The 25996-nt window shown below is 60.4% G+C and carries 19 protein-coding genes and 2 pseudogenes; 5 read left to right on the top strand and 16 right to left on the bottom strand.

Translation table 11 applies throughout. The annotated features are described in order from the left end of the window. Window positions 1-28: 28 nt before the first annotated feature. Window positions 29-322, top strand: coding sequence for a hypothetical protein (locus KDX37_RS11940; protein ID WP_231652918.1), 294 nt, complete (start codon window positions 29-31; stop codon window positions 320-322). Between the two features lie 76 nt (window positions 323-398). Here KDX37_RS11940 and KDX37_RS11935 read toward each other — a convergent pair whose 3' ends face one another. Then, window positions 399-5348, bottom strand: coding sequence for an alpha-2-macroglobulin family protein (locus KDX37_RS11935; protein WP_231652917.1), 4950 nt, complete (start codon window positions 5346-5348; stop codon window positions 399-401). A gap of 216 nt (window positions 5349-5564) precedes the next feature. On the opposite strand from KDX37_RS11935, the gene KDX37_RS11930 reads away from it, so the two are divergent. Next, window positions 5565-6905: an MATE family efflux transporter gene (locus KDX37_RS11930; protein ID WP_231652916.1), complete on the top strand. Its 1341-nt coding sequence runs from the start codon at window positions 5565-5567 to the stop codon at window positions 6903-6905. On the opposite strand, the gene KDX37_RS11925 is transcribed toward KDX37_RS11930, so the two are convergent. The 6 genes from KDX37_RS11925 to KDX37_RS11900 all read right to left on the bottom strand — a co-directional run bounded on the left by KDX37_RS11925 (window position 6899) and on the right by KDX37_RS11900 (window position 13892). Beyond that, on the bottom strand, window positions 6899-7798 hold the full coding sequence (locus KDX37_RS11925; protein WP_231652915.1) for an alpha/beta hydrolase: 900 nt from the start codon (window positions 7796-7798) through the stop codon (window positions 6899-6901). The two genes, KDX37_RS11930 and KDX37_RS11925, sit on opposite strands and share 7 nt — an antisense overlap. Window positions 7799-7886: 88 nt before the next feature. Next, a complete protein-coding gene (locus KDX37_RS11920; RefSeq protein ID WP_231652914.1) occupies window positions 7887-9356 on the bottom strand; it encodes a contractile injection system protein, VgrG/Pvc8 family in 1470 nt (489 codons plus the stop codon). A 222-nt stretch (window positions 9357-9578) separates the two neighbouring features. Next, the gene (speA, locus tag KDX37_RS11915) at window positions 9579-11492 is read right to left on the bottom strand and encodes an arginine decarboxylase (protein ID WP_231652913.1); all 1914 of its coding nucleotides are present in this window, start codon (window positions 11490-11492) and stop codon (window positions 9579-9581) included. 100 nt (window positions 11493-11592) lie between these two features. Then, on the bottom strand, window positions 11593-11964 hold the full coding sequence (locus KDX37_RS11910) for a translation initiation factor Sui1 (protein WP_231652912.1): 372 nt from the start codon (window positions 11962-11964) through the stop codon (window positions 11593-11595). A gap of 300 nt (window positions 11965-12264) precedes the next feature. Beyond that, window positions 12265-12810: an NUDIX hydrolase gene (locus KDX37_RS11905; protein ID WP_231652911.1), complete on the bottom strand. Its 546-nt coding sequence runs from the start codon at window positions 12808-12810 to the stop codon at window positions 12265-12267. Further along, on the bottom strand, window positions 12810-13892 hold the full coding sequence (locus KDX37_RS11900; protein ID WP_231652910.1) for a DUF2333 family protein: 1083 nt from the start codon (window positions 13890-13892) through the stop codon (window positions 12810-12812). Before KDX37_RS11900 ends, KDX37_RS11905 begins: the two co-directional genes overlap by 1 nt. A gap of 272 nt (window positions 13893-14164) precedes the next feature. Between KDX37_RS11900 and KDX37_RS11895 the strand changes: the two genes are divergently transcribed. After that, window positions 14165-15820, top strand: a complete 1656-nt coding sequence (locus KDX37_RS11895; protein ID WP_231652909.1) for a response regulator — start codon at window positions 14165-14167, stop codon at window positions 15818-15820. Window positions 15821-15838: 18 nt separating this feature from the next. Here the strand turns inward: KDX37_RS11895 and KDX37_RS29745 are convergent. From KDX37_RS29745 to KDX37_RS11885, 3 genes and pseudogenes are all read right to left on the bottom strand, one after another. Further along, a pseudogene (locus KDX37_RS29745) lies at window positions 15839-16060 on the bottom strand (response regulator transcription factor); the annotation flags it as partial. An 86-nt stretch (window positions 16061-16146) separates the two neighbouring features. Beyond that, window positions 16147-16630, bottom strand: a pseudogene (locus tag KDX37_RS29740) (response regulator); the annotation flags it as partial. 162 nt (window positions 16631-16792) lie between these two features. Further along, entirely contained in the window at window positions 16793-17263 is a 471-nt protein-coding gene (locus KDX37_RS11885) for a prepilin peptidase (RefSeq protein ID WP_231652907.1), read from the bottom strand. 72 nt (window positions 17264-17335) lie between these two features. Here KDX37_RS11885 and KDX37_RS11880 point away from each other — a divergent pair, with 72 nt between their 5' ends. Beyond that, entirely contained in the window at window positions 17336-17791 is a 456-nt protein-coding gene (locus tag KDX37_RS11880) for a TadE family protein (protein WP_231652906.1), read from the top strand. Further along, window positions 17781-20567, top strand: coding sequence for an ATP-binding protein (locus KDX37_RS11875; RefSeq protein ID WP_231652905.1), 2787 nt, complete (start codon window positions 17781-17783; stop codon window positions 20565-20567). Before KDX37_RS11880 ends, KDX37_RS11875 begins: the two co-directional genes overlap by 11 nt. Here the strand turns inward: KDX37_RS11875 and KDX37_RS11870 are convergent. From KDX37_RS11870 to KDX37_RS11845, 6 genes are all read right to left on the bottom strand, one after another. Further along, window positions 20546-22570 carry a TadG family pilus assembly protein gene (locus KDX37_RS11870; protein ID WP_231652904.1) on the bottom strand — a complete coding sequence of 675 codons (2025 nt, stop codon included), beginning with the start codon at window positions 22568-22570 and terminating at the stop codon, window positions 20546-20548. The genes KDX37_RS11875 and KDX37_RS11870 overlap by 22 nt on opposite strands. 154 nt (window positions 22571-22724) lie before the next feature. Continuing rightward, complete coding sequence (locus KDX37_RS11865) at window positions 22725-23288, bottom strand: DUF4136 domain-containing protein (RefSeq protein WP_231652903.1); 564 nt, start codon at window positions 23286-23288, stop codon at window positions 22725-22727. A 17-nt stretch (window positions 23289-23305) separates the two neighbouring features. Continuing rightward, a complete protein-coding gene (locus KDX37_RS11860; RefSeq protein WP_231652902.1) occupies window positions 23306-23941 on the bottom strand; it encodes a DUF4136 domain-containing protein in 636 nt (211 codons plus the stop codon). Between the two features lie 19 nt (window positions 23942-23960). After that, entirely contained in the window at window positions 23961-24710 is a 750-nt protein-coding gene (locus KDX37_RS11855; protein ID WP_231652901.1) for a methyltransferase domain-containing protein, read from the bottom strand. Continuing rightward, on the bottom strand, window positions 24707-25012 hold the full coding sequence (locus KDX37_RS11850) for a MazG-like family protein (RefSeq protein ID WP_231652900.1): 306 nt from the start codon (window positions 25010-25012) through the stop codon (window positions 24707-24709). Before KDX37_RS11850 ends, KDX37_RS11855 begins: the two co-directional genes overlap by 4 nt. Before the next feature lie 107 nt (window positions 25013-25119). Next, window positions 25120-25977, bottom strand: coding sequence for a MaoC family dehydratase (locus KDX37_RS11845; RefSeq protein WP_231652899.1), 858 nt, complete (start codon window positions 25975-25977; stop codon window positions 25120-25122). Between the last annotated feature and the right edge of the window lie 19 nt (window positions 25978-25996).

The following is a 25996-nucleotide window of genomic DNA, read 5'->3' as shown; positions in this document are numbered from 1 at the left end:
TCTTCATGACCCCAATCAGGACGTACATATGCAGGTAGAAGGCTTTTTTGAATGGCTGGGACAGGCGATTGGAGCGGTCATTCGCTTCTTTATTGATGGCCTGGCGTGGGTGTTCAACGGGTTTACCCATGCGGGGGGCAATTTTGTCGACGGATTGTCCCGCACTCTGGGCATGGATACCTCACTGATCAGCATCGTGGCGCTGATCATCGGCCTGATGCTGCTGTATTCGGCCGTGCGCGCGTTCATGCGGGCCTCGATCATCCTCGGGATCATCTGGCTTGCTCTGGGGCTCTGGCTGCTGAGCTGGATCGTGCATTGATCCAGCTGCCATGCTGTCACAGGCCCGCTGAACAAGCGGGTCCGCGACAGCGGGAAGCGTCCGGTTCAGTGACCGGTCACTTGCCCTTGACGACCATTTGCGCAGGCGCATCACCCAGTGCCTGCCAGTTCGGACGGTACATCGATTCCACCTGTGGCGGCGGTATACGGTAGGTTCCTGGTGTCACCGCACGGGCCAGATACAACAGATGCACCGTTGTGCCGCTGTCGATATCCAGAGCCGCCACGTAACGATCGCCACGGTATTCCTGATGCTTGATGCCGGCATTCTCCATTGACTGGCGAATGGTCTTCACCTCTTCGCTGGCATCTTCCAGGCTGGCCGAGCTTTGCGCCAGGTTCTGGTTTTCCAGCTCAAGACCGGCAGGCAACAGGTCCACGACCAAAGCGTCCGGCACCCGCTGACGGGCCGCGACTTCCAGGTGCACCAGCACCAATTGCCCGGTTTTCAGCGCGCCGACGTTCAATGGCGCACCGCTGAGGCTCAGGTACTCGCGACGTATGCCAAGGTTCTCGCCACCGGCAGCCGGTGCCTGGGTTGGATAACCCGAGACGGTGAGTTGCTGGTACAGCGGCTCGCTGCCCTGGTTATGTACCGAAAGCGGCGATGCGAGCAGAGCACCGTCGAGTTTGAGGCCCGGTTGCGTGTTGCTCAGCTCGCGGGTTTCAGTGCCACTGGCGATGCTCGCGGTCCAGTCTCTTTCCGGTTTGCCCAGCAGGTTACGGCCAGCCAGGAACAGCGAATTGCTCTCCTGAGTGGACAGGTAGCGGTTGGCGGCTACTTCATCGGCAAGGGCGAAGAGACGGTCATCGCGCTTGTCCTTGGCCATGTCGTTTTCTTCCAGCAGCGCCAGAATCAGCGCCTGATCACGCAGCGGGCTGCCATAGTCGGCCAGCCACTCGTTCTTGCGACTCACGGCCAGACCCGCCGTCAACGCCAGATCCGCACGAGGTTTGTCGCCCATTTTTTCCAGCGCCACGGCCAGTTGCACCAGTGGCAGGCCCGAGCGTGCATCGCTGCGGCGGTCGAACAGGCTGCGCAGAGCAGCCAGTGGCGCCTGTTGACTGCGCGACAGCACCAGCCCGGCATACGCCTGTACAGCAAACCGGGTGTGCTCGGCGTTCTGGCTGTAATTGACCTGCACCTGACCCGCATCCTGCAAGTAGCGCAGCAGGCGTTCGTTGGCTTTCTTGAGCGAGTCCGGCGGTACAGCGAAGCCCTGATCACGGGCGCGCAGCAGGAAGTCGGTCACGTAGGCGGTCAGCCAGTACTCCTCTTCGCTGTCCGAGCCCCACAGGCCGAAGCTGCCGTTGTAGCGCTGCATGCCCAGCAGACGCTCGATACCGATTTCGACCTTGCGCTTGCGCTCGGCATCCGGCTCGCCTTTCAGGCCCAGACGCTTGAGGGTGGCGGCATCGGCGTAAAGCGACGGGTACAAGCCGCTCGCGGTCTGCTCCAGACAGCCGTAAGGATAGGCTTTAAGCGCCCGAATCTGCTCGCCGAGGTTCAGCGGCGGACGGCTCGACAGCGACAGCAGGGCTTCCCGACCGGCAGGCTCGAAAGCTTCCAGCGCGCCTTCCGGCAGGTTCCAGGTCTGGTCATTCAGGGTGGCGCGATAATGCTTGAGCATGGCGGGGTAGGCCGGGCGCACACCAACTGTCCATTCGCGTGTGAACGCGGGCAGGTTTTCGCCTGGCAGGTCGAGGCCATCGACTTGTACCTTGATCTTGCCCTGACCCAGCCCACCTTGCGCCAGCACCGGCACTTTCAGCGTGACACGCTGGCCCTGCTTGAGCTGCAACGGCTTGATCTGATCGCCGCCAGGAATGCTCAGTTGGCCTTCCGCGCTGATTTTCACGTCCAGCTTCTGCGCTTTGCCCGACAGGTTGGAGACGTCAAGCGCCACGCTGGTCTGGTCGCCACCGGCCAGGAAGCGCGGTGTCGACAGTTCGGCAATGATCGGAGCGGCGACGACCGTCTTCGCCTCAGCCATGCCGTAGCGATCTTCAGTCCAGGCCTGAGCCATGACACGCAGTTCACCGTTGAAGTCCGGAATGTCCACGCTGACTTCGCCTTCACCGGCGTCATTCAAAGTCACAGGTGCGCTTTGCAGGGCAACGATGGTGACGCTGGTGTCAGGGCGCTTGCCGCATTTGGCCAGCGCATCACCACCGAACGCAAGGCTGGCCAGACGGCCCTGGCCGGCTTCGATCAACTGGCCGTAAATGTCCAGCTGGTCGGCACCGTATTCCTTGCGCCCGAACAGACTGGCAAATGGGTCGGGTGTGGCGTAGCTGGTAATGTTCAGAATGCCGACGTCTACCGCAGACACCAGCACGCGTACCTGCCTGGGTACGGTGCCGTCAGCGTTTTTGGCGGCTATCTTGAGTTTCAGCGGTTGCTTGGGGCGCATTTTTTCAGGCGCGGTCACGGTCAGCGCCAGCTTGCGTTGCGAACGATCAAGCGGCAGATGCAGGACGCCCACGGCACGCTTGGGCGTGACGTTGGCCTTGCGTTCACCTGGGCGGACCACCAGTGCGGTGACGTACAGATCATGACGCGCCCATTTCTTGTCCAGCGGGACTTCAAAAGTTTTGCCTTCGACAGGCACGTCGATTTCTTTCCACCACAGCGGGCCTTCACTGGACTCGATCAGCAGGTAGCCCTTGCCAGCGGCAGGCGGCGTAACCGTGACCTTGGCCGTGTCGCCGTCGTTGTAGGCTGGCTTGTCCAGTGCCAGTTTGACCTGGTCGGGCCTGACTGCGCCGCCATCGGTGTTGTCCTGCCAGCGATAACCGGCCCAGAAGCGCATGCTGCTGACCAGACCGGTGGAGGGGTCTTCCACTTCAACGCGGTATGGACCCCACTCGACCGGGAAGCTGATCCTGGCTGTGGAGTCCTTCTTGATGCTGACGGTTTCTTCGTTCAGGTTGAGGAATTTCTCGTTGAAGTGATAGCTCCAGCCATCACTGGCCGAGAAATTCCAGTAGTAGTCGCGACGCTCGCGAATCAGGCGAACCTTGACGTTGTCGGCGGCCAGCTTGTTACCTGCGGCGTCCGCTACCACTATTTCGAACTCGGCAGGGCCGTCGCCATCGGTCTGGGCCTCGCCCTTGCTGGCTTCGTCGCCGTACTCATCCTCGCCGGTGCTACTGCCGAACATCGCGCGTACGCCGGGCAACTGCTCGGCAGGCCAGATCGGCTGGACCAGACGGCGGGTGATCGGACGGCCTCCGGATTCCTGCAGGCTGGCTTGCAGGATCAACTGCAGCGGAGACTTGGCTTCGGCCCAGGCGGTTTGCACCGCAAGGGTCGAGTGGCCATTGCCGTCCAGCGTCAGCGGCTCGAGTTCGAGGTCATGCTTGAGGTCTTCTTCGGTGATCGAACCAAATTGATAGCCCGGCAGTTTTGGCACGGCTTCACGCAGCGGACGGACATACACCTGACCTGTCAGGGTATTGCCTGAGGCCGGTGCGCCATACAAATAGCGGCCGGTGATGGCGAACTCCGGGTTGTCGGCAGGTGCTACCGGTTCATCGCTGCCTTTGAGCTCCAGCGCCAGACGCTCTGGCAGGAAGTCCTCGACCTTGAATTCGTAAAGCTGCGGTTTGCCGTCGCCGAGGTCGAATACCAGTTGCCAGCGCCCGGTGGGTGCCTCATCGGCAAGTTGCAGCTGGTACTGGTAGAAGCCTGAGCTGTCGGCTTCCCAGACAAATTTGCGGCTGACCTGATCATCCGGGCGGCGTACTTCAACGGTGATCGGCTGTGGTTTGACGTTCTTGCCGTCGCTGTCGCGCAACAGGCCGTTCAGCAACACGGTTTCGCCTGGACGATAGAGGTCGCGCGGGCCAAAGATAAAGAACTGCAGCGGATGAGCCTGTGGGCCGGAGATATCAAACTCGGCCAGGTCCAGCGCCGAGCTGTTCAGGCGCAACATGCTGGTCTGCTCGTCCTTGTGCGCCAGAACCACGGCAGCCTTGGCAGGTAACGGCAGTTCAGTGTGCCCGTCGCTGTCAGTCTTGCCTTGGGCGACAACCTTGCCGTCGTCGTCATACACATCGACGCTGACACCGCCAAGCGCCTTGCCGCCTTCCAGTGCCTGGGTAAACACGTCCAGTCGGTTGCTGTAGCGGTGCACCGACAGGCCGATGTCACTGAGCGTGAACAGGGTGGCGGGCTGTGAATAGCTGTAAGTGCCCGACGCACGCATCACTGCCAGGTACACGCCCGGTTGTTGCAGAGCCTTGATCCCGGCAATCGGCAGCAGCAGCGTTTCGCGGGTATTGCGCGCAGGCTTGAGGTCAAAGCGTCCGCCGTAGACCAGGTCGGCCATGGGCAGCAGCTCTTCTGAGCTGTAGCTGGACAGGCTCGATGCACCGTCCCATTGGCTGAGGAAGCTCGGCATCGAGTCGGGTTTGACGCGGAAGAATTCGACATCCACCTTGTCGACGTTCAGCGCGATGACGGGCAGGCCCTCGGCCAGGCGCGTCGGCAACAGGCTGCCACGACTGGCGAAGCCCACGGTCGGCTGCAAGTCGCGGGTTTCCAGGCGGCTGATGTATTCAGCGGCCAGTTTAGCCTTGTTGACAGCCAGCAGGCCGGCATCAACGGTCAGGACCAGTTTGCGCTGCGGCTCCAGATGGCGAAGACGCAATTCCATCAGGTTGTCGGAAAGCTCCCAGGCACCGTCAACCTTGCCATTCTTGCTGTCCACCAGATGCAGCTTTTCACCAAACTTCTGTTCCGGATCCAGCGGCGCTGAAAAGCTGACCGAGAGGGTACTGGCACCGTCGACCTGAATTTCCGATACGTCGATCACCGTCAGCTCGCGGCCTGCATAGCGCTTGCTCAGCGCAGCGAGGTCGACGGCAGGCTTGGGCCTGGTTTCACTGACTGCTGCCGGAGGCGCGGCGGCTGCGGCAGGCGCAGGTTTTTCTGACGTGGAGGAATCGCAGGCACTCAGCAGCGCAAGCGCGCAGGCCAGAAACAGTCCTTTGTTGAACATGGGGCACTCATCGGCAGCAGTTGAGAGAGGGAGAGACTATATAGCAGTCATCGTTACAATTATGACAAAGCGCGCGAATAGACCTTCGGATTGAGACTTTGTTCTCAGGCCGCCGCCGATTCGGAGGTTTCCCGCAGAATCTACCGAGTTTTCCTGCAAGAACAATCCGCCTGGTATGTATGGCGTGGCTACAATGTGCGCTTGCCGGGAGTCCTCATGTCCAAGTTGTTCAGCGATTGGCGTCATCGCCCCACCCATCGTCGGGTCTGGGGGTTGGCCGCACCTATGATTCTGTCAAATATCTCCGTGCCGCTGGTGGCGCTGGTCGACAGTGCAGTCATCGGCCATCTGCCGCATGCCCATCAGCTCGGTGCGGTGGCAGTGGGGGCCACGCTGTACACCTTTCTGGCCTGGGCGATGGGGTTTCTGCGCATGGGCACCACCGGCTTCGCGGCACAGGCGGCTGGCCGCAATGACGGTGCCGCACTGCGTCAGATCCTTCTGCAAGGTCTGTTGCTGGCTGCGGGGCTGGCGCTGTTGCTCGGCGTGGTCGCATTGCCGTTCAGTCATCTGGCGCTGGCGATGATGGCGCCGTCCGCCGACCTGCAACAACTGACCCTGGATTTCTTTCACACGCGGCTGTTCGGGTTGCCCGCGGCACTGGCCAGTTACGCGCTGGTCGGCTGGTTTCTCGGTACCCAGAACGCCCGCGCACCGCTGGCTATCCTGTTGACCACCAATCTGGTGAACATCGCGCTCAATTTATGGTTTGTGATCGGGCTGGACTGGGGCGTGGTCGGCTCGGCCCGTGCCTCGGTGGTCGCGGAATGGACCGGCGTCGCGCTTGGCCTGATCCTGACACGCAAGGCCTTGCGCGCATGGTCAGGGCAGATCCTGTGGCCCGCGCTCAAAGTGTGGAGCAACTGGCGACCGTTGCTGGCGGTCAATCGCGACATCTTCGTGCGCACCCTGGCGCTGCAATCGATCATGTTTCTGATCACCGTGCAGGGTGCCCGGCTGGGCGATGCCACGGTGGCGGCCAATGCGCTGCTGCTTAATGGGCTGCTGCTGACCTCGCACGCGCTGGACGGGCTGGCCCACGCGGTCGAGGCCTTGTGTGGTCATGCCATCGGGGCGCGTGATCGCGTTTCATTGCGCCGCTCGCTGGTCGTGGCGGGTGGCTGGTCATTGATTGCGAGCGTCGCGTTTGCAGTGCTGTTTCTGGCGGGCGGGCATTGGTTCGTCATTCTGCAGACCGATATCCCGGACGTACGCGAAACGGCGATTGAGTACCTGCCGTATCTGGCTGTGATGCCGTTGCTGGCGGTCTGGAGCTACCTGCTTGACGGACTGTTCATCGGTGCGACCCGCGCTCGTGAAATGCGCAACGCGATGCTGGTCAGCGTGCTCGGCATCGCACCGTTCGCCTACCTTGCCTCCAGCCATGGCAACCATGCGCTGTGGCTGACGTTCCTGGCGTTTACCCTGTTGCGTGGCTTGAGCCTGGGCGCGATAACCTGGCGCCTGACCCGCAAGGACGCCTGGTTCGCTCATTGACGGGCTGCGTCCGGCTGGGCTGTCGCAGCGGTTGCACGAGGCGCTTTGACAAACAGCACCACTTCGTCAAGCACCGGCGCCAGGCTGCGTAGCGGCCTGGCAAAGGCGCCGATCAGGGTGCCGTGATTGGTGCGAGAAAAGTACAGGTCCCGCACCGACACTCCGTCGCTACGCAGCTTCGAGGCCAGCCCGCCGGTGTTGCGTTTCGGGTTGACCAGCGAATCCTTGTTGGAGGCCAGCAGCAACGCAGGCGGCGCAGCAGCGCTGACATGGTTGATGGGTTGCGAGTCTGGTGGCGAATCCGGAAAGAAAAACACCGGCTTCACGTCCGGGTTCTCGATGGGCAGAAAGTCATAAGGCCCTGCCAGGCCGATCCAGCCGCTGAGAATGGATGGCGACAATCCTTCTCTGGCCAGCCAGCGCGAATCGAGCGCCAGCATTGATGCGTTGTAGGCACCCGAGCTGTGGCCCATCACATACAGTCGATGGTTGTCGCCACCGTAGGCGCTCGCATGGTGATAAGCCCATGCCAGGGCCTTGGCCGAGTCCTCGAGAAAACTTGGGTAACGCACCTGTGGATACAAACGGTAATCGGCAATCATCACCACAATGCCGCGCGCGGCCAGGGCTTCGCCGACAAAGTCATAGTCGCTGCGTGAACCGCTGTTCCAGCTGCCGCCGTAAAAGAACACCACCACCGGCGCCTGGGTTGGTTTCGATTTGGGCACATAGATGTCCAGCTGGTTACGCGGTTCAGGCCCGTAGGCCACGTCAGAGACCTTGGCGACGGTGCTGGACGGCGTGAATGCGTTCAGCACCTTCAGTGCAGAACAGCCTGAAAGAACGGCCAGCAGGGCACCGGTCATCAGCGTACGGAAAATCGCTCGGGTCATGTGGGGCGCTCGGTTGGGCAAAGTGGGTGAAGCTGGGCGCGCCTTGGACGCGAGTAGCGCAAAGACCACGGTGTATGGACACGCTACGTCACAGAACGTTATCCGGATCACTCGAATCGTCGGCAATGCCAATTGCCCGGTCGGGCTCAGGTGCAGAGTCGGCACCTGAGCCCGGTTCGCTGGCAAAGGTGATGCGCGGGCTGATCAAGGTCATTTCTCCCCGTTCGAGCCTCACCTGGCTTGCGCCCACCTGCAGCAGCAGTTCGCTCTCTGGATCAAGCTGAAATGTGGTGTCGCCCAGTTGCACGGTGTTTTCGTCACCCAGCAGCACTTGCCAGTCGAGTTGCATCCGTATGCCGTTGGCTGGCCGCGTGTCGTGCTCTCCGACAGTCGAGAATTCAGGCAGTTGCTCCTGGGTTTGCAGGATGGCGGTAATGACTGGCCGATCCATGTCGTTGTTCTGAAAATCCACCACCGCCTCCGCGCCGCCCTTGCATTGCGCATCTATCCCCGGCGCCACAGGCAGCCAGCACTCGCTATAGCGAGCCCCGACACCTTGTTGCCCCCATTCGAACTGAGCCTTTACCCGCCCGGCTGCGTCACGTTCAGCCGTTTCGCCCATCGGCCCCAGAATCCAGGCACGCTGCAATGCGTTGCCCAACGGGCGGGGCGGCGTGTTCGGCGGCGTGAAGCCCTTTTCCCATGGGATCGCCTGAAAATGGTTCAGGTAACGAGGCTGATAGACAGAAAGGTGTTTCGCATGAGTTCCATAGCGATGTTCGACGCGGGTAACCAGCCACATGTGGTTCCACTGCACCTCTGGATGCCCGGCCAGGGGTAGCAGGTATCCGCAGTCGATAAAAGGCAGCGTACTTTCGCCATGGGCACGCTGAAAGGCGCGGCTGCCCGGCAGATCGACGCCGTCACTGGTCACGTCGAAAGCCGTCACGCCCGGCCGTTGATTGGTCGGATGCCACGCAGCGATCGGTGCCTGCCTGAAGCCACGCAGGCCATCACCAAACACCAGCTCATGACGGCGACGTGAATGATGAAAATGATAGTGAATGCCTTCTTCTGCGCAGAGCCGCTGGACCAGTTCCAAGTCAGACTCGCCGTATTGCACGCAGGTTTCGCGCTCCTGACAGTCAGCCCGAAGGTCGAAGCGGTAGCCGCCGCTCATGCCGTGTTCCTCCAGAACCCGTTCAATGATCTGCGTCGCGCTCATCTGCTGGAACACCCGTTGGTTATAACGCTGACCGAGGCAGGCCAGGCGTGGGCCGATTTTGAGCCGGTAGCACGCAGGACCCGGTCGGTGATGCAGGCGGGCCGCGCCGTGGATCTGCCCGTGGAAGCCGTGCGGGCTGCCTTCGATATTCAGGAAGGCAGGGGTATACATCAGCGTCGCCAGGTCCAGCTCGAAGCCGTCACCCGTTATTTCCAGCTCGAAAACGAACAGTTGGCTGATCGCCTCGGTCGCTCTGAAAGAGGAAACGTTGAAACGGCGACGCAGACGTGCGATCTCCAGGCGAAAGCAGTGCACGCTGGCGGTATCGGGCATGAACAAGGTTCTCCGGCAAAAATTCGGCCGGGGATTCTGGCGGAGAAGGGCGTTGGACAGAGTGCTGAAGGGTAGAAAAGGACATTGCCTACGGCTGGCGGGGGGACAGCCTACGTACTGATACGGTCCGGGGGCTGCTTGGCGATTGCCGACAAACAGGCTTGCCTGATGGTCAGCCTTCGCGAGCAGACGCAGCATCGCGAAGACTGACCGGCACAGGCGTCAGGACGACAGGTATGAAGACCGTGTCAGACCAAGGCGCAGGGCGTCGAGGAAGTAGGTGCGTTCGCGTGGGGTGATCTTGGCGCTGGCGACTTTGTCCCGGTAATGGGTCATCAGTTCTTCCGGCGACAAATGCACGTAGCGCAGCATGTCTTCGATGGTGTCGTGGGTTTCGATGCCTGCGTGGTAAACGCTGCCGTCCGGGTTCTGGTAAATATTGACCGAGTCGGTGTCACCGAACAGGTTGTGCATGTCGCCCAGAATTTCCTGATAAGCGCCGACCAGGAAGATACCCAACAGGTAGTCTTCGCCTTCGTTCAGTGGGTGCACCGGCATGCTGGTCTCGATGCTCTGCTCGTCGACGTACTGCTTGATCTTGCCGTCGGAGTCGCAGGTCAGGTCTTGCAATACGGCGCGGCGTACAGGTTCTTCACCCAGACGGTGCAGCGGCAGAATCGGCAGCACCTGGCCAATCGCCCAGGTGTCCGGCAGGCTCTGGAACACCGAGAAGTTGCAGATGTACTTGTCGGCAAGCTTGTCGTTGAGCTCGTCCAGCACCTGGCGATGCGAGCGCTGACGGGCTTTCAACGAGTTGTGCAGGCGGCGGCATACGGCGAAGTAGCACTGCTCACCCAGAGCTTTCTGCGCCAGGCTGATCTTGCCGTCGGCGTACTGGGTGGCGATGTCGCTCATGTAGTGCGTGGCGCGCCAGTAGGTTTCGGTCACCATCTCGATGTCGGTCGGACCCAGCAGGTCCACCAGCCATTGCACGGTTTCCGGCAGGCTTTCCTTGTCGGCGATTTCCGGGACTTCGTCGTTGTGCTTCTCGACGTCGGTCACCTGCACCACCAGCATGGCGTGGTGAGCGGTCAGCGAGCGGCCGCTTTCCGAGAAGATGTGTGGGTGCGGCAGGCCCTGCGCGTCGCAGAACTCCTTGAGCATGCCGACCACGACACCGGCGTAGTCGTCCATGTCGTAGTTGATGGAGCTGGCATTGCGCGAGTGGGTGCCGTCGTAATCGACGCCCAGACCGCCGCCGACATCGATGTGGTCCACCGGCAGACCGAGGTTGCGCAGCTCGCCGTAGTAACGGATCGCTTCCTTGAAACCATGCTGGTAGTCCGCCAGGTTGGCGATCTGCGAGCCCATGTGGAAGTGCAGCAGGCGGATGCCGTGGTCCAGACCCGCCTTGCGGAAGCGCTCGACCACCGACAACAGTTGCGCAGCGGACAGCCCGAACTTGGATTTTTCGCCACCGGTGTCTGCCCATTTGCTCGACGCCAGGGAAGACAGGCGCACACGCAGGCCGACCTGAGGGGCGACCTTGAGTTCGGCGGCTTCTTCGATCACCAGTTCGACTTCGGACTCTTTCTCGATGACGATGAACACGTTGTGGCCCAGCTTCTGGCCCATCAGTGCCAGACGGATGAACTCACGGTCCTTGTAACCGTTGCAAACGATGGTGCCGCCCTTGGGTGCCAGCGCCAGCACGGCCATCAGCTCCGGCTTGGAGCCGGCTTCAAGACCGATCGAGACGTTCTGGGTGGCGATGATGTTTTCCACCACCGCTTCCTGCTGGTTGACCTTGATCGGGTACAGCGCCGTGTATTGGCTCTGGTAGTCGAGGCGTGCGATGTTGCTGTCGAATGCGCCGGTCAATTGGCGAACACGGTCCTGCAGGATGTCAGGGAAGCGTACCAGCAACGGCAGCGACAAGCCGCTCTTGCGCAGATTGTCGACCTGTTCATAAAGGTCGATCGGCGAGCTTTCAGGCCCGTTCGGACGGACTTCTACGCGCCCGGCTTCGTTGATTGCGAAGTAGCCGGCCCCCCAATGGCGAATGCCATAAACGCTGCGGCTGTCCGCAACGGTCCATTGGCTGCCATCGTCTTTGCGTGTGCGTCGTACGGACATCGAAGTCCCCTATAAAGAAGTCGTAGCGCCAGCCCATAGCCAGCTGGGCGCAGTGTAATAAGTGGAAGTGACGATTTGATTCCCTGGCGGCTACTTTCGCTCAGCCGCCGGATTTCTTGGCCTTGAAGCCTTTTTTGACCAGTTCGGCCAGCAGAAGCTCAACGTGATCGCCCTGAATCTCGATGACGCCGTCCTTGAGCGATCCACCCGTGCCGCACCGCTGTTTGAGGGTCTTGGCAAGGTCTTTGAGCGCTTCTTCGGCCAGCGGCACGCCGCTGATAGTGGTGACTGTCTTGCCGCCGCGACCCTTGCTTTCGCGACGAACGCGAGCAACGCCATCCCCTTCAGGGATAGCGGTCTGCTTGCAGGTGCAGGCGGCGACGGGTTCACGACAGTCCGGGCAGTGGCGCCCTGAGTCGGTTGAAAATACCAGGCCACCCAGGGCGGCGAGCGAAGCGGCTTTTTTAGCCACGGGAAATCCTCTTGTTGAGGACTGAAAATGGGTCGGGTTCAGGTGAACCATCGACCGCGAAGCCCCACTCTGGCAGGGGCAGCGCTAAGCTCTGTACGTAAAGTGACTGCACTCGGTGACGCCGCGTTAAAACAGGCTCGTGGGTGACTTCGACCATTCCTCGCCTGTTTTGCCTTGCTTGACCTTCGCTCGCCGACTTTTCGTACAGATACCGCGAACCCGGCAGGGCCGGTCCGGTTTGAAAAGGTCGCGCAGTGTAACGGCAATCAGGCCACTTGCTAAGGGGTTGAATGCGCCAATTTACTGAACATTTGCGACCTGCGTCAGGTAGCGTTTCAGTGCGGCCAGTGAATCAGGGCAATAGGGCTTTTGTTCGGCTTGGCGCAACACTTCGTCGATGGGCAGAAAGCATGCTTCAAGGACTTCTTCAGGCTGCAGCTTCAGGGGGCCATCCCACAGGGCAGAGAACACTGCGCACCAGATACGATTGCCCGGCTGGTCGAAGAAAAACTGCTCATGGGCGAGCAACGGTACCCCGCCTACGCCCAGCTCCTCTTCAAGCTCCCTCCCTGCCGACTCCGCATAGGTTTCGTCAGCCTGGACCATGCCGCCTGCCGCCACATCCCAGTAACCGGGATAAATAGCCTTGCTCAACGTACGGCGGTGCACGCACAGCTCACCTGCGGAGTTGAACAGCAGAATATAGGTGCCGCGACCAATCAGTCCGCGCTCGCGCAGTTCGGCGCGAGCCATTGAGCCCAGTGGCTGGTCCAGTTCATCGACCCAGGCGATCTGCTCGGCGTCGGAGGCGGCGCGGTGCGCGGCCTCCTTCAAGGGAATCGCCATCAACCCTGATTCAGCAACTGACGAAGATCGATGACGGCCGCATTGGCGCGCGAGATGTAGTTGGCCATGACCAGCGAGTGGTTGGCGAACACACCGAACGGGCTACCGTTGAGAATCATCGGGCTCCACAGAGGTTCTTGCGAGGCTTCCAGTTCACGAATGATCTGGCGCACGCTGACCGTTGCGTTTTTCTTGGCCAGTACGTCGGCGAAGTCGACTTCGATGGCGCGCAGCAAATGCGACAGCGCCCAGGCCTGACCGCGGGCTTCGTAGAACACGTTGTCCACTTCCAGCCACGGCGTTTCCACAATCTCTTCATCAACCTGCGGCACTTCGCCTGGCTTGACTGACACAACTGCGGATTCGGTTTTCAGGGTGCTGTTGAGCTTGACCCTACCGACACTTGCCGACAAACGCTGCGACAGCGAGCCCAGACGTGTGCCGACATCGCCCAGCCAGTTGTTCAGATTGTCGGCGCGAGCATAAAACAGTGCGCCTTTCTGATTCGGGTCTGACAAACGTGCCTGATAGCGGCTCAGGGCACTGATGCCTTCTGCATACTGCGATTCACTGGAAGGCAGAATCCAGCTGCGGTTATTGAAGTTGAACAACGGCTCGGCACGGGCCAGATCGCCGTCTTCCGCCGATTGCGACTGGGAGCGGGCGAAGTCTTTGCGCAGGGCGCGGCTCAGGTCGCGAACCTGCACCAGCACGCCATATTCCCAGCTGGGAATATTGTCGAGCCACAGGCCAGGCGGCATGCGGTCGTTGGACAAGTAGCCACCGCGTTTTTCCAGCAGGGTACGCGTGACGGTCTTGAGCGTCTCGACGGTGGTATAGCCAATCACCATCGGCTTGCCTTCGCGCTCGGCGGCGGCTTGCGCGTTCTGTTGCACCGGAAACAGGGCAGGTTCCTTGCTCCAGTACCAGCCGACCACCAGTGCGACCAGCAAATAGATCAAGATCAGGGCGCCCAATGCACGGCTGTAAAACAGGTTGCCCATAAAACCGCGTCTTTTGACCGATGAACTGTCAGCGGTACGCTCACTCGCGCTGCCTGCGCGGTTTTTCCAATCCAGCATGGTGGGGTCCTTTTGATCTTGAGTTGAATGCTTCACGAGGCGTTCGACCGCAACCATACCTCAAGGTGCAATTGACTGGCACGCTCAGGGGCGTTTTGTTGACACGTACTGGCAAGGTCCCGAAGGCGCTTTTTACGCGTTGGCGAGCGTTCCCGGCCAGACGTCACTGTTTTGTTGTCAAATAAGTGACTTGCGGTGATCTTCTGACGTATAGGAGGTGCTAGCATAGCGCCATCAGCCGACCCGCTCAGCAAACTCACAGTAGTCTGAATATGACCGAGCATGAAGATCCTAGCCGCGATCGTCTCAAGCACCATTTTGCCCAACGGGTCATCCATCAGGCACGTCAGATTCTCGAGACGTGGCAACGGCTGCAGAAGACCGAGTGGTCGGTCTCCGACATGGCTGAGCTGAAAGACTCTACGTCTCGTCTTTCAAGGTTCGCCGAGCGTTTTGATCAGCACGAACACATCGCCCTGGCACGCAACATCAGTCAGGCGCTGGACGTTATCGAGGCCAATCGCGGTCGTCTCACCAGCGACGCCATCACCGAACTCAATCGCCTGATGCAGCGTTTGTCGCGCACCGGCTTGCGTCACGGTGACAGGCTTGAGCAGACATCACTGCCGCCCTTGCGCAAGCCCGTTTACGTGGTGCTTCAGGACTTTGAGCGGGCTGAACGGCTGGCCAAGCAACTCGAGTTTTTCGGCTTGTCCGCCCTGTCGCTGTACAGCGTCAGTGAGTTTCAAGAGGCCATGGCGCAGCGACTGCCCGCAGCGATTGTCATGGATGTCGACTTCGGGGGGCCGGGCGAAGGCCTGCGCATGGCGTTGCAGGCCCAGCAAGGGCTTGAACAGAAGCTGCCGTTGCTGTTTTTCAGCCTGCATGAAACCGACACCCCGACCCGTTTGGCCGCTGTGCGTGCTGGCGGGCAGGAGTTTCTGACCGGTGCTCTGGAAGCATCAAGCCTGCTGGAAAAGATCGAAATCCTCACCTGTGTGGCGCAATACGAACCCTATAAAGTGCTGGTCATCGATGATTCACGTGCTCAGGCCACGCACACCGAGCGCGTGCTCAATGCTGCCGGAATTGTGACGCGGATCCTTTTGGACCCGATTCAGGCGATGTCGGAACTGGCAGACTTTCAGCCGGATCTGATCATTCTCGACATGTACATGCCCGGGTGCACAGGGACTGAGCTGGCCAAGGTGATTCGCCACAATGACCGCTATGTCAGTGTGCCGATCATTTACCTGTCGGCCGAGGACGATCAGGACAAGCAGCTGGACGCCATGAGCGAAGGCGGTGATGACTTCCTCACCAAGCCGATCAAACCGCGTCACCTGATTACCACCGTGCGTAATCGTGCAGCACGGGCGCGCAGCCTGAAATCTCGCATGGTTCGTGACAGCCTGACGGGCCTTTACAACCACACGCACATCCTGCAATTGCTGGAAGACTGCAGTTTTCGGTCCCGACGCGAAGGCAAGCCACTGTGCTTTGCCATGCTCGATATCGATCACTTCAAGAAGGTCAATGACAGTCACGGGCACCCGATGGGCGACCGGGTGATCAAAAGCCTTGCGCTGTTTCTCAAGCAGCGACTGCGCAAGACCGACTTCATCGGGCGTTACGGCGGTGAGGAGTTTGCCATCGTCATGCCCGACACGGATATCCAGAGCGCCCATAAAGTACTTGAAGAGATTCGTCTTCGTTTTGCCGAAATCCATTACCCGGCGCAGCCCTCAGACCTGTTCTGCACGTTCAGCGCAGGCGTGGTGTCGCTGGGGCCGCTGGATGACAGCCTGAGCCTTGCGTCCCAGGCCGACAGTGCGCTTTACCGGGCCAAGCATGCCGGCCGCAACCAGGTGCATTCAGCGCTGGTCGAGCAGCCCTATCACGTGGTGCTACCTGAAATGGAAGCCTGACTGCACGCGGCATCGACGTCAGTTCTCTGTCGCGCGTTGTCGAGTGCCAAGCGAGCCGGGTGACAACGCCAACGCCAGTTGTGTCCGGTTATGCATCTGCGTCAAGCGCAGCACCTGTGACACATAGAGTTTGACGGTGTTTTCAGTGATACCCAGCTCGCAGGCAATCTGATAATTGGTCTGCCCGGTGCTCACCAGCCGTGCGACGTCCAGCTGACGCGGCGACAACTTTGAGAACACCAGAGGCATGTCCTGATCGGTTTTGGTCTCTGTGGTTTCGCTGCTGGAGCGAGCGGTCTTTCTGGCTGTCGATACCGGGCGAGATTTGTCCAGGTCCTGATACAGATCGTCGATGGTGGCCGCCAGAAACTGGAGTTTCTCGTTGAGCATGCCCAGTTGCTGATGATTTCTCTGCCGCTCTTCCAGTGCTTCGACCTGAAGCTGAACGCCTTCCAGCACCTCAGGCAGATTGACGGGTTTCTGGTAATAATCGGATATACCGGCCCGCAGTGCCTTGATCACATCCTTTTTCTCGGCGCGCCCGGTCAGCATGATGGCTTCGAACAGGTGGCGCCTGCCTCCCATGACCTTCATCGCTTCGACCATCTCGATCCCGTTCATATCGGGCATTTCCAGGTCACACAGGACAATGCCTATGCTCGGGTCCTCACCGAATTGTTCGATGGCTTGCTGGCTGGAATGGCAGGAGACACAGTGATATCCACTGCTCTCTAGAAACTCGCTGAGCTCCTCGACAATCAGCGGTTGGTCATCGACCACCAGAACCTTTATCGGCGAATAATTGATCACGCGCTACTCCATGCTGGTGGCCGCAGAAGGGATACTGCGGCCTGAGTCCATTCAGCAAAAACACAATGAGCATTACTTACATTGCTTCAAGGTGGGTGTCAGTCAGGTTTAAACCTAGCCTTACTTTATGACTATGTACATAGGATTGGCGGGTTATTTCGACTAGTGGATCATCGCCGCAGTTAATAAGAGCCCTGTAAACAGGAACGGCGAAAAGGGATATTTATTTGTCGTTTCAGCGCTCATGTAGTGATAACGCTGCGTAACGTGATGGTTCATAAGGGGCCAGACTTTTTTGTGCAACAAGAGCCACGCCAGCATGGCGAGTGCCGCGCCGACCAGAGAGCCCAGCAGGTAAATACGGTCGGAGGCCAGTGCCAGTCCAGCCATCAGCTTCACGTCGCCAGCGCCCAGGCTGCGCAATGCATAGCCTGGCAGCGTAAGAGCCAATGCCAGCAATAGCGCCCAGCCTGCCTCGCCTGGCTCCGCGCCCATCCATGACTGGCCGCGATAGCACAGATACCCCAGCGCCAGTGCCGTGCCGCCCAGTGTCAGCCAGTTGGAAATCTCCCGTTGTCGAGCATCCTGTTCGGCGCAAACACCGAACCATGCGAGTAGGAAAAATAATTCCATGGGCTAAAACATCCTCTTTCCCTGAAAGAAACTATGCTGTCCTGAGTAACAAATGTCAGAGTAGACGTGGACATGCCATTCAGCTCCAGAACTTCCTTGCCTCATAAACAGCGCGGCGCCGCAGCCATTGAGTTTGCAGTGGTTTTCATTATTTTTTTTGCGGTGTTTTACGGCGTGGTGAGTTATAGCCTGCCGCTGTTGATGATGCAGTCGTTCAACGCAGCCGCCAGCGAAGCGGTGCGACGCAGTGTTGCCCTGAGCCCCGCAGCGGTCAATTACGATCAGTTGGTCGTCAGTCAGGCAAGAAGCGTGGTCATGACGCAGTTGGCATGGATGCCGGCTTCGCTGGGGTTTACGACGAGCGATGCTACGGTGACCTACACCGCAGGTGTCCTGACTGTCAGGATTGCTTATCCCAAGACTCGACTGATGCGGGTGCTGCCATTCCTGACGTTGCCGGGCATTGGTGAGGTTCCGCGTCTGCCAGCCCAACTCTCAGCCCAAGCGAGTATGAAACTTGTCCCATGACAAAAGCCGATTGAGTCGCTGGCTGGGCCGTACCGAGGCCGCTCCAGCAACGCAGAGCATGCTGGCGGCAACCGAGCCGGATCCGATCGGAGCCGAGCTGTACCTGTTGCTGGACGACGACGGTCGTATTGTGGACATCAGCCCGCACCTGGCCTCAAGGTTGGGTATCAATGCGTCCGGTTTCACGGCGCAGCGCTTGATGAGTCTGCTGCTGCCCAACAGCGCGCTGGTGATCGAGGGCGTGCCGCATGACTGGCTGGGTCACATGCTCGATCTGGATTTCAAGAGTAACGATGCGCATATTCTGCATTCGCGTGGCTGGGTGCAGGCGCACGGCAAGGATTGGCTGCTGCAGTTGCTGGACATCAGCGACCTGATGGAGGAAGCCAGCGCAGCGCGCAGTCGTCAGCAATGTCTGCGTATCGCAGGCCAGGTGGCTGAAAAGGTGCGGGTCTGCAGCGTTGACCGGCTGGCAGCGGTGGTCACCGAGCAACTGGAGGAGCTGGCGCAACTGTGGCGTATCCCCTGTGTGGCGCTGGCATTGCCGCAGGCGGGAGGCGTCGGCTGGCGGGTTTATTGTCAGTACAGCGCCCATACGGCACCGGAGTTGTGGCAGGTCGGTCAGCGTCTGGGCGCAGCGCTGGATGGCCTCGACGGCAACGTAACCCATCAACTGTCGTTCGGCTCGGACTCAAGCTCCGAGGCATTACAGGGTGTATTCGGCAATGCCAATGGTTTTCTGATGCCGCATAGCCGTGACAGCGTCGCCAAAGCCTGGCTGCTGTTCGGCTTCTACGATGCGCGTCAGCAGGCACCGGACCTCGGCGAGCGGGAATGGTTGAACCTGTGCTCCGCGCTGGCTGGCCCGGTGCTGTTCCGGTTGTCCGAGCAGCACAACCGTCACCATGTCGAGCGTCTGGCGGTATTGCAGGACCTGCTTGGGACCGGCTGGTGGGAGTTGCTGGCGGGCACTGACGAAATGCTGTTGGCCCCGCAACTGGCGCGCAGTCTGCGGCTGGGCGACCGGGTCGAGAGCCTGCCGCGCCAGGACTGGCTGGCGCTGATTCATCCGGCGGACCGTCAGGAACTCGCCAGTCGCCTCACTCAGTTGCGTGACAACGGCACGCCGTTATTGCTTTGTGTGCGCCTGCTGCAGTCCGATCCTGCTCAGGAAACCCTCTGGTTCCGGATTCAGGGGCAGGCCTTGATCAGTGGTCAGGTGCAACGTGTGCTGGGTTTCATGCTGGACGTCAGCGATATCAAGAATCAGGAAACCGATGCCGCCGCCGCTCACGCGCGTCTGGACAATCTGATCGCCAGTTCACCCGCTGTGATTTACGTCCAACGCTATGACCAGGGCAATCTGGAGCCAACCTTTTTCAGTGACAGTCTGACGCCGCTGTTGGGCTGGACGCTGGCGGACTGTGTCGAGGGCAAGCTGGCGGAGTACATCCATCCTGACGACCGCGATGTCTGGTTCGAGCGCAATCGACAGCTGTTGCGCGAAGGTTTTGTCAGTCGTCGCTATCGGCTGCGCAGCAAGGACAGCACCTATCACTGGCTGCTGGATGAGGCGCGGCTGTTGCGTGACGATCTCGGCATGCCGGTCGAGGCCGTGGGTTTGTGGCTGGACGTCACTGACGCCACGCTCGCTGCCGAGCAGGTCCGTCAGAGTGAAGAGCGCTACCGGATTCTGGTTGAAGATTCGCCCGCGATGATCTGCCGCTACACGCCGGACCTGGTGCTCAGTTTCGGCAATCGACCACTGGCCAATTACATGGAATGCACGCCGGAGCAGTTGACCGGCATCAACCTGGGCGACTGGCTCTCTGATGAACAGCGTGAGGCGTTCACCCGGCGTATCGGCCTGCTGACCCCGGAAGCGCCCTTGAGCACCGAAGAAATCTGCATCGAGTTGCCCGGTCGTGAGTACGCCTGGTGGGTGTGGGCCGACCGTGGCGTGTTCGATGAGCAGGGCAAGCTGGTCGAGGTGCAAGCTGTGGGTCGCGACAATACAGATGTGCGCCTGTCGCGCATGCAACTGAACCAGAGTGCGAAGATGGCGACGCTGGGGGAAATGGCCACCGGCCTGGCCCACGAAATCAATCAGCCGCTGAATGTCATGCGCATGGCCGTAGTGAACGTGCTCAAGCGCCTCGGACGCGGCGACGTGGACATCGATTACCTCACAGAAAAGCTCAACCGTATCGACACTCAGGTGCAGCGCGCCGCCAGAGTGGTTGATCACATGCGGGTATTTGGCCGTCGCTCGGAAATCGAAGAACAATTGTTCGATCCCGCCCAGGCGGTGGAAGGCACGGTGTCGATGCTTGCCGAAGGCCTGAAAGGTAAAGGCGTGCAGCTTCGTGTCGGCGAGAGGGCAGAGCCGGTACAGGTGCGTGGGCATGTCGATCAACTGGAACAAGTGCTGATCAATCTGCTGGTCAACGCTCGGGACGCGCTGTTGTCACGCCGCGAGAAAGATCGCGACTTCCAGCCGTGGATCAGCCTTGAGGTCGAGCGCGACGAAAATATTATCCGGCTTGTGGTACAGGACAACGGTGGCGGTATTGATCCACGTTTGCTGGAGCGGATCTTCGAACCTTTTTTCACCACCAAACCGGTGGGCGTCGGCACCGGTCTTGGACTGTCGGTCAGCTACGGGATCGTGGACCAGATGGGCGGTCAGTTGAGTGTCAGCAACGTCGACGAGGGCGCACGCTTTCGTATCGAACTGCCGATTTTCACTGCGAGTCAAATCACCAGCGTGGCCTGACCGTAATTGCAGCTCAGGTTTGCGCCGACATCGGCGGGTGCCAGGCTCACGCCGAGTGCCGCCAGGAGCGGGTCAATCACTGAAGTCAGCAAGGGCTTGAGTGTCGCGTCCACAACTTTGTCGAGCTCCAGCGTCAGCGTGCCCAAAAAGGAAGCTGCACTCGCGATCACATTGCCCAGGACAGTGCTGCTGGCTGGCTTGTAGGCACTGACCCGGACGCTTGAAAAAACCCCATCCAGAGCGCTGCTGGGCTTTACCGACGCCACCTGGTTCTGGAATTTGGCGGGGCTGCTGATTTCGGGCAGGTTGGGAGAACTGAACGTGGAACTGGTCGAAACCGAATTGCCCAGCGGCGACTGGTTGACCGGGTCGAAGGTGAGCCCAACGCCGCCGCCGCCAAAAGCAGTGCGCGTACTGCAGCTGCCCACCCCTAATATTCTCTGACACGTCATGGTTCCGATATCGATCACCGGCAGCGGAATGGCGGTGACTGCCGTCGGGGCGGTGCTGGCCGGAAACGGATCGCTGACCTGGCCTGCCCGAATGGTGACCAACGCACTGTCGGTGTGTACGGTCAGTGTCTTGTTGGTGTTGTTGGTGCAGGTGTAGCCGGTGACGTAACTGTCGGCGCTGGCCAATGACAGGCTCAGGTCGATCTTTGGCCCGGCACTCGACGATGTGGCGGATGGCAGAAATTTTACGTCGGTGACCATGCAACTGGTGAGCCCGAGGGCGCAAGTCGTGGAACCCAGCACACCTGCAATATTCAGGTTCAACGCTGCGTTGAGGACCGGTGTCAGACTGCCAATGACTGATCCGGCGGTACTGACCAACGGCGCGATGGCGTCCAGCAGCGGGAGGTTGATCGACACCAGGGCACGCATTTGAGCGGTGCGCACATAAATCCGGTTGGGTCCGTTCGCAGGGTTCGTCGGGTCAATCTGGCTGGGGTCGCCGATGGCTGACAATTGCGGAGGCTCGATGACCTGAATTCGGGCGGTGACTTGCGCCAGCCCTGGCAGGTTGATTTGCGTAGCGGCTGAAATGCCGTTCTTGTCGTTGGCCAGTTGCGCGAGACCCTGAACCAGATCAATCAGCCGCAGGTTGGTGTTCAGCTGCGCAATATCTGAACTGCCCTGGATCGCCAGCAAATCCCCGAGCACCACCGTGGTTGCGCCGGTGGCCGCCTTCACCGCCTGCAATCCTGCGATGTAGGCTTGGCCACTCAAAGTGCCGCCCGGGTCCAGCACGTTCACTGCACTCTGTATCAGTTGGCTGACGGACACGGTGGCGGCAAGCACTTGGGTATACCCGACTGCCGTAAGGTTCAGGTCGGTTTTCAGTCGGTTCAGGTAGCTGAGCAGGCTCAGATCAGTGCTGGCCAGGCCTTGCCAGTTTGCAACGCTCAGGTTCAGCGCGCCGCCCAGCATGCCGCCAACGATCGGATTGAGGATCGAGGCCGTTGCACTGTCCACGGTCAACGCAGCGCTGCGAATGGTCAATGCAGCAACCGGAGGCGTGCTCATTGCAACCGCAGTGGCGCTGAGCAGAATATTGGGCGAGGCAGGAGCACTTGAGAACAGCGCACCAATGCCTGCCGCAAAGCTGCGCGGGACCGGATGACTGGCGACCACCTGGATGGCCTGGGACTGCGTGGCGTTGGCGGTGAATACGCGCTGGCTTTGGGCGCCTACCGCCAGCGTGCCGCAATGGGTGGTGAGCAAACGTCCGTCACTGCCCACCACAAAGCCGTTACGGGCAGCACTCTCATTGGCGAATGTAGCTGCGCTGGCAGCTGTCGCGCAGGTCCCTTTGCGACCGGCGGCCTCCAGAGCGGCGATGTCTGCGACACGCTGCAAAGAGCGTTTCTCCATGTACAACCTGCCGCTGTCCACCACCACCAGTGTGCACAGCAGCGCCAGCCCCAGAGTCAGCGCGGCCATCAATCCAATAGCCCCGCGCTGCTTGTCCTGCATGGCGGCATAACGATTCGGGGGACCCATAGCACTCCTTCGGCATGGCCATCGCTTGGTGGTCCGTCTGCCGGGGAGTGTAGTCAATGCCGGGGAAGTGCGCTGGCAAGGTGCCAGATTGCCTGATGGGCCAGGTCAGCGCCTCGTGCGCTGCCCTGGCTGTGCCGGGGGAAGGTCTGAGTAATCAGCGTGGCGGGTACTGTTCAAGGATCTTGGCGACCGTGGTGCGGATGGCTGCGTCACGGTCGGCAGGGTTGCCGTTGCTGTCACCTACTATGCGCTCGGTGCTGCCGCGCCAGACCAGTTTGCCGTCCTTGCCATCGAACAGGTCGATCTGCAGGGTGCTGACCTTGTAATCCACACTGCGGGTTTCAGTGTTCATCGGGCCGCCCCAGTAGCCATAGCCACCCCAGGGGCTCCAGCCACCACCGTAGTTGGTGCTGACCAGTTGCTGGCGATTCTCGACGATCAGCCATGCCTGCACCTTGAGGTCTGAACGCCCGCCCGTTGGGGCCATGCGCAAGCCTCGCTGATCAAGCTGGTCACTGATGGACTGGCGGATGCGCTGCTCGGTCAGGTCGCTTTTGAGGCGCGGATCATCTGGCTGATATTGCACGGCGGGTTCTTTCCAACTCCAGCTGCGGTAGCCGCCAAAGTCGCGTTGAGCATCGAAGTCGCGGTTGACCTGCTGACTTTGACAAGCAGCAATCAGCAGCACGCAGGATAGTAAAACGAGGCGGCGGAACATGGCAGTTCTCCGAAAGGTCACGAAGGAGGGTAGGCGGTCAGAGCCTGTTGCACGGCCTGACGCAAGGCTTTGGTACGGTCTGACTCATTACTGCCAGCACGCGCATCGGCGCTGCTGCTCCATACCGGTTGTCCGGTGCGGGCGTCGAACAGGCTGATCTGCACCACCATCACGCGCTCCTGATAGGTGCGCACCACCGGCACGCTCGCATAGCCGCCATAGCCGGGCCGGTAGCCGTCATAACGGTTATATCCCATGCCGCCGCCATAATAAGGGTCGTAATCCTCACGCACCTGACGCAGCCGGGTTTCCTGTCGGGTGGAGGCGCTGACGAACAGGTCGGCAGGCTGATTACGTGCGGGGCGCAGGCCGCGCTGGTCCAGACCGTTGCTGACGGCTTCCACCACCTGCGCAGAATCCAGCGCCGCTGTGCCGGGCGGAAGTTGGCCATTGAGCCAGGCCCAACTGCGATAACGGCCATAGTCGCGTGGCGGCGCTGGATAGACACTCATGTCTCGGGTGGTGGCCGCCTGCGGTGGAGCCGGCGGAATAGGGTTGGAGCTGGCCACATACGGGTTGTTGCTCTGGCAAGCGGCAAGCCCGAAGAAACTGGTCCCCAGCAGCAGGGCGAACATGGCGAGGCGATGGTTCATGACGCTCTCCGCAGTGATGTCAGACGGGACGGCACATCCAGTGCAGATATCGACCCAGACCAGCAAAGGCTGGATGACGTCGGTGCGCCAGCTCCATTTCCAGCAAACCCGCCAGCTCGGCCCGCGCCTGGAATTCAACCGGCATGTAGTCGTGGAACACCCGCACGCCGCTCTGGGTTTCGACCCGCCACGTGCCTTCGAGTTGCGTCGCAAGCTCTCGCGGGTCGAGCGGCTGCTGGGGCGTCAGGCTCTGCTTTTCGCCTGCCATGTCATTTTTGCGCATCTTGCGGAAATGACCTTTGAGCAGATTGCGATAGATCAAGGCGTCGCGGTTGTAAAACGCCAGGGACAGCCAGCCGTCAGCTTTTACGAGTGAGTGCAGCACCGGCAGAATCGCATGAGGCTCAGCCAGCCATTCCAGCACCGCATGGCACAGCACCAGATCGTAGGTGTCGGTGAGCAGTTCCGGCAGCGCCTGCCAGGGCGTCTGGATAAAGGTCGCAGCCTGCCCTGCCTCGGCAAAGCGCTGGCGGGCACCCTCAAGCATCGGCTCGGCCGGTTCGGCCAGCGTGACGTGATGACCGCGTTCTGCCAGCCACAGCGACATGTGCCCAAGGCCCGCGCCGATGTCAAGCACACGCAACGGTCGGTCAGGCAGTACCTCCAGCAGATCTGCCTGCAGCACTGCCAGCCGGATGGCGCCTTTGGCACCGCCGTAGATCTTTTCCGCGAACCGGGTGGCCAACTGGTCGAAATGGCGGTCGCTCACTTGGCAAATCTCCGCTCGCTGTCCGCGAGCTTGCTGCGCACCACATCTTCCATGTTCAGCCCCAACTCACTGCACAACAGCAGCAGATAAAGGACGATATCGCCTATTTCCTGGCCCGCATGGGCCAATTTTTCGGCAGGTAGTTCGCGGGACTGGTCCTCGCGCAGCCACTGGAAGATCTCCACCAGCTCGGCCATTTCGACACTGGCGGCCATGGCGAGGTTTTTCGGGCTGTGAAACTGCTTCCAGTCATTCTGGTCGCGAATGCGATGCAGGCGTTGGGTCAATTCGTCGAGGTTCATCATGCTCTCCTGAAGACGTATAGCTTCAAGAGAAACACGCCGTCAGGCAAGCGGGCTTTCGGGTTTGTTCAGTTTGCGCGTGCCATGCGCGGCTGCGCCTGGACCGGTCACTCCGTCAGCGGTTGCCAACTGCCGACCATGTGCACAATGTCCTGCTCGCCCTCCAGGCGGAACTGGCCGTGGGAGCCGGCCGCGCTGGCCGACAGGGTGACGTTGGCGGGCAAGCGTACTGGCTTCTGGAACTGCACCGAGATGACCACGTTGGATGCAGGCAGATGATCGTCCAGTTCGGCCAGCGTACGTGCCTTTAGCCACATACCGTGGGCGATGGCACGCGGAAAGCCGAACAGTCTGGCGCTGGCCGCGCTCAGGTGAATAGGGTTGTAGTCGCCGGAAATTTTCGCGTATTCGCGTCCTATCTGTGCAGACGCCTGCCAAGTGGTCAATTCGATGACCGGCAGATCGCTGGGCTCGATGTGAGCGTCGGTCTCGCCTTGCAACTGCACGCCCTTGCAGAGCATGGTGCTTTCCTCTTCCCACAGCAGGCCCAGTCCATCCTCTATCCGGGTGACCAGAGTAAACGTCGCGCCTTTGGGATGAGGTTGCAGATTGGACGCTTCTACGCCGACGTACAGTTGCGTGACGCCGCCCAGCGGGCGATGAATGCTGATACGGTTGGCGACGTGGATCAGCCCCAGCAGCGGAAACGGAAACTCTCGGGAGGTCATCAACTGCATTTGCAGCGCAAACGCCAGAACATGCGGATAGGTCGGTGGCAGCAGACTGCCGTCCTTGAAACCACACACCTTGCGATAGGTTGCCAGCGCGTCGGCATCGACCGTCATCCAACTGCGCAGACCCAATTCGGGCAGTTGCGTACCGGTCACTTTGCGGCGCAAGGCTGCCTGAAGAAACGAGGTTGGCAATGCTTGCTGAGAATGCAGGTAGCGCCAATGATCAGTCATGGTCCATCTCCTTGAGCTG

The organism is Pseudomonas californiensis (assembly GCF_021147775.1).
In the GTDB taxonomy this organism is placed as follows: Bacteria; Pseudomonadota; Gammaproteobacteria; order Pseudomonadales; family Pseudomonadaceae; genus Aquipseudomonas; species Aquipseudomonas californiensis.
The sequence above is the reverse complement of the archived record's forward strand: the minus strand, read 5'-3'. Positions and strand labels throughout refer to the sequence as shown.

Coding starts and splice junctions, on each gene's coding strand:
- KDX37_RS11905 (WP_231652911.1), bottom strand. CDS start 12,810: ATGGCGATTCCCTTGAAGGAGGCCGCGCACCGCGCCGCCTCCGACGCC.
- KDX37_RS11860 (WP_231652902.1), bottom strand. CDS start 23,941: ATGAACCATCGCCTCGCCATGTTCGCCCTGCTGCTGGGGACCAGTTTC.
- KDX37_RS11885 (WP_231652907.1), bottom strand. CDS start 17,263: ATGGAATTATTTTTCCTACTCGCATGGTTCGGTGTTTGCGCCGAACAG.
- KDX37_RS11865 (WP_231652903.1), bottom strand. CDS start 23,288: ATGTTCCGCCGCCTCGTTTTACTATCCTGCGTGCTGCTGATTGCTGCT.
- KDX37_RS11930 (WP_231652916.1), top strand. CDS start 5,565: ATGTCCAAGTTGTTCAGCGATTGGCGTCATCGCCCCACCCATCGTCGG.
- KDX37_RS11935 (WP_231652917.1), bottom strand. CDS start 5,348: ATGTTCAACAAAGGACTGTTTCTGGCCTGCGCGCTTGCGCTGCTGAGT.
- speA (WP_231652913.1), bottom strand. CDS start 11,492: ATGTCCGTACGACGCACACGCAAAGACGATGGCAGCCAATGGACCGTT.
- KDX37_RS11925 (WP_231652915.1), bottom strand. CDS start 7,798: ATGACCCGAGCGATTTTCCGTACGCTGATGACCGGTGCCCTGCTGGCC.
- KDX37_RS11870 (WP_231652904.1), bottom strand. CDS start 22,570: ATGGGTCCCCCGAATCGTTATGCCGCCATGCAGGACAAGCAGCGCGGG.
- KDX37_RS11850 (WP_231652900.1), bottom strand. CDS start 25,012: ATGAACCTCGACGAATTGACCCAACGCCTGCATCGCATTCGCGACCAG.
- KDX37_RS11880 (WP_231652906.1), top strand. CDS start 17,336: ATGCCATTCAGCTCCAGAACTTCCTTGCCTCATAAACAGCGCGGCGCC.
- KDX37_RS11900 (WP_231652910.1), bottom strand. CDS start 13,892: ATGCTGGATTGGAAAAACCGCGCAGGCAGCGCGAGTGAGCGTACCGCT.
- KDX37_RS11940 (WP_231652918.1), top strand. CDS start 29: ATGCAGGTAGAAGGCTTTTTTGAATGGCTGGGACAGGCGATTGGAGCG.
- KDX37_RS11895 (WP_231652909.1), top strand. CDS start 14,165: ATGACCGAGCATGAAGATCCTAGCCGCGATCGTCTCAAGCACCATTTT.
- KDX37_RS11920 (WP_231652914.1), bottom strand. CDS start 9,356: ATGCCCGATACCGCCAGCGTGCACTGCTTTCGCCTGGAGATCGCACGT.
- KDX37_RS11845 (WP_231652899.1), bottom strand. CDS start 25,977: ATGACTGATCATTGGCGCTACCTGCATTCTCAGCAAGCATTGCCAACC.